3 protein-coding genes are annotated in these 2,953 nt (G+C 60.7%); all 3 read left to right on the plus strand.

Annotation, left to right across the window (positions count from 1 at the left end):
- A partial coding sequence (gene cas7b / locus C487_RS16295) for a type I-B CRISPR-associated protein Cas7/Csh2 (RefSeq protein WP_006186927.1) occupies positions 1 to 612 on the plus strand: 612 nt, incomplete at its 5' end.
- Between the two features lie 3 nt (positions 613 to 615).
- The gene (gene cas5b, locus C487_RS16300; RefSeq protein ID WP_006186929.1) at positions 616 to 1,404 is read left to right on the plus strand and encodes a type I-B CRISPR-associated protein Cas5b; all 789 of its coding nucleotides are present in this window, start codon (positions 616 to 618) and stop codon (positions 1,402 to 1,404) included.
- Positions 1,404 to 2,879, plus strand: coding sequence for a CRISPR-associated endonuclease Cas3'' (locus C487_RS16305; RefSeq protein ID WP_006186930.1), 1,476 nt, complete (start codon positions 1,404 to 1,406; stop codon positions 2,877 to 2,879). Before cas5b ends, C487_RS16305 begins: the two co-directional genes overlap by 1 nt.
- Positions 2,880 to 2,953: the final 74 nt, after the last annotated feature.

Genomic DNA, 2,953 nt, shown 5'->3' on the forward strand with positions numbered 1-2,953 from the left:
CCCGGCAAGTCGCTCCACCGAGTCATGGAGAACGAGGAGTACAACAGCCTCACCAGCGTTATCGCGACCGGCGACGATAAGGCACAGGGCGGGTTCGACCTCGACGACCACCGGATCCAGTATGCATTCATCGGGTTCCACGGACTCGTCGACGAACACGGAGCTGAAGACACGCTCCTGTCGGATCGGGACGTGCGGCGGCTGGACACGCTGTGCTGGCGTGCGCTGAAGAACCAGACGATCAGCCGGAGCAAGGTCGGACAGGAGCCCCGGCTCTACCTCAGAGTCGAGTACGCCGACGAGAGCTTCCATCTCGGCGGGCTCGATCAGGACCTCGAGCTCGACAGTGCGGAATCCGATCCCGTCGAGGAACTCCGAAACGTCCGCGACATCTGTGTCGACGTGTCGGTACTGCTCGAACGACTCGAGGGTGCGTCCGATCGGATCGACACCGTCCACGTCGTTGCCAGCGATGTCCTCGAAGTCTCCGTTGACGGTGAGACGGGCGGCCACGAGTTCCTCTACGATGCCCTCGAATCGGCGGTCGGTAGTGAATCCGTCCGGGTGATCGATGTGTACGAAGATGCGAAAGCGACCGCGCCGGAGGAGTGACCTGTGACCGAGCACGCACCGGCCGGATCGGAACTCCCCGATGGCGCTGAGACGTGCCTGTCGTTCACGGTCAGCGGACCCTGGGGACACTTCCGGCGTATCGAGGGTAACATCGTGAAACAGACGTACCGCGTCATCCCGCGGACCACTGTCGCCGGCTTGATCGCGGCGATGCTGGGCATCGAGCGCGACGGCTACTACGACCTTTTCGCCCCGGGTGAGTCGCTGGTCGCAATCGAACCGACGAGCGAACTGCGGACGATGAAGCTACCGATGAACACGCTCTCGACCGCCGACGAACACCTGGCGTCGCTAAACCCTCGTGGGAAACTATCCATCAAGCTTCCCGACCCGTCCAAGCCCCGACAGCAGCATAACTACGAGGTCCTCGTCGATCCTGCCTATCGAATCGACGTGTGGCTCGATGACGACGAGCGGTACGACCAACTCCGCTCGCTGCTCGAGTCGGGTGAGTCGTACTACGTTCCGAGCCTCGGTCTCTCTGAGTACTTGGCGACAGTCGATTACCACGGTGAGTTCCCGATCGAGCAGGGACCCGACGGTAACACGGTAGCTATCGACTCGACCGTCCCCGAAGCTGTCGACTCGATCGTTCCCGATCCGGAGACACGCTACCAGATCGAGCAGACGCCCGCGTTCATGGAACGCGACGACGGTGGTCGGACGACCAGCGCGTTCGTCTCCTACGCCTACAACCCGGACGGTGGCTCGCTCACATTCACTGACGTGGCGACGTACTCAGTCGATGATCGGACCGTGGTGTTCACCTGATGGTGGACGCGCCGATCTCTCATCCCGCCGAGGACGGCGATGAGGAGACATTGCTCCTCGATCACCTAAACGAGGTAGCCGAGCGGGCCGAGTCCGTCGTCTCCGCGGACGCAACGACGATCGGCGACGACCCGCTCACCGAGATGGTGGCAATAGTGGCACGATGTCACGACTTCGGGAAGGCGACGACATGGTTCCAGGAGTACGTGGTTGATGAGCGAGACACCAGCAAGCGGACGAACCACTCCCTGTTCGGGGCCTATCTCGGGTACTACGTCCTCGATCGGCTGGGCTACGACAGCGAGGACTGTCTCGCGGCCTTCATCGCTCTTGCGAAACACCACGGTCGCCTTCCCGATACCGAAGAATACGTCGAAAAGGTATCTCGGATCGAGAACAGGAGTGAGGCGAGCAACGAGCGCCAGCGAGTCCTAGTCGAACAGGTCGCGAACGTCGACGACCATCGCAGGGAGTTCGCACGATCGTTCGTCGCTGACGCTACCGACGGTAACGGGTCATGGGACGAGTTCGCCGAAGAGATCGGCAAGGAGGACGACGGCCTGTTCGACACCGTCCACGAACACGTCTCCATGTTCGATTTCGATAGCGACCGCTCGGGTCCCTCCAAGGAGTTCTACGAACTGCTCCTCCAGCTTTGGAGCGGACTGATCCTTGCCGACAAAACGGTGACTGCCGGTATCGAAGACGGCGATCTCGACGCGTCCGAACCGGACGCTCGTACGCTCTCGAAGTACATCGACGACCTAGGAGGAGATACCGACAAAGACAGTCAGAAAGGCGCTCTCGATACGCTCCGTGACGAGGCGAGAGACGACGTACTCAATGGTGTCGAGCAGTTCCGCGACTCGGATACGTCAATCGCAACGCTGACACTACCAACCGGAATGGGAAAGACGCTAACCGGCCTCAATGCTGCTCTCGCGCTCCGAAACGAAGGTGAACGGGTCGTCTATGCACTGCCCTTCACCTCCGTCATCGATCAGGTCGCCGACGAACTCACGGACGTGTTCGATACTGACGCTCGAGATGGCCTGTTGACGATCCACCACCACCTGGCCGAGACGGTGACGAAACTCGGAGATCTAGATGACGATCCCGACGAGCATGCCCGACTCGCGGAGATGGTCGCCGAGAGCTGGCGCTCCGGGATGACGCTCACGACGTTCGTCCAACTCTTCGAGAGCCTTGTTGGCCCGAGTAACACCCAGTCGATGAAACTTCCGGCGCTGTACGATTCCGTGATCGTACTGGACGAGCCCCAAGCACTGCCAATGGAGTGGTGGAAGCTCGTCCGCCGGATCACGACGATCCTCACAGAAGAGTACGACGCGACGATCATCGCCATGACTGCGACCCAGCCGGCGGCAAACGACGAGGATGCCGCGTCTCAAGCCCTATTTGACGAGGCGTTCGAACTGGTCAACGACGTAGATAGATACTTCGTATGTGTTTAGCCCGAGCTGATTTCGGTACTGTCTCGTAGGAAGCGTTCAACGGACGCGACATGAACAGGCAGCAGACATCGGAT

Origin of the sequence: Natrinema pallidum DSM 3751 (assembly GCF_000337615.1) — an archaeon.
Classification (GTDB): Archaea; Halobacteriota; Halobacteria; order Halobacteriales; family Natrialbaceae; genus Natrinema; species Natrinema pallidum.

Coding starts and splice junctions, on each gene's coding strand:
- C487_RS16305 (WP_006186930.1), top strand. CDS start 1,404: ATGGTGGACGCGCCGATCTCTCATCCCGCCGAGGACGGCGATGAGGAG.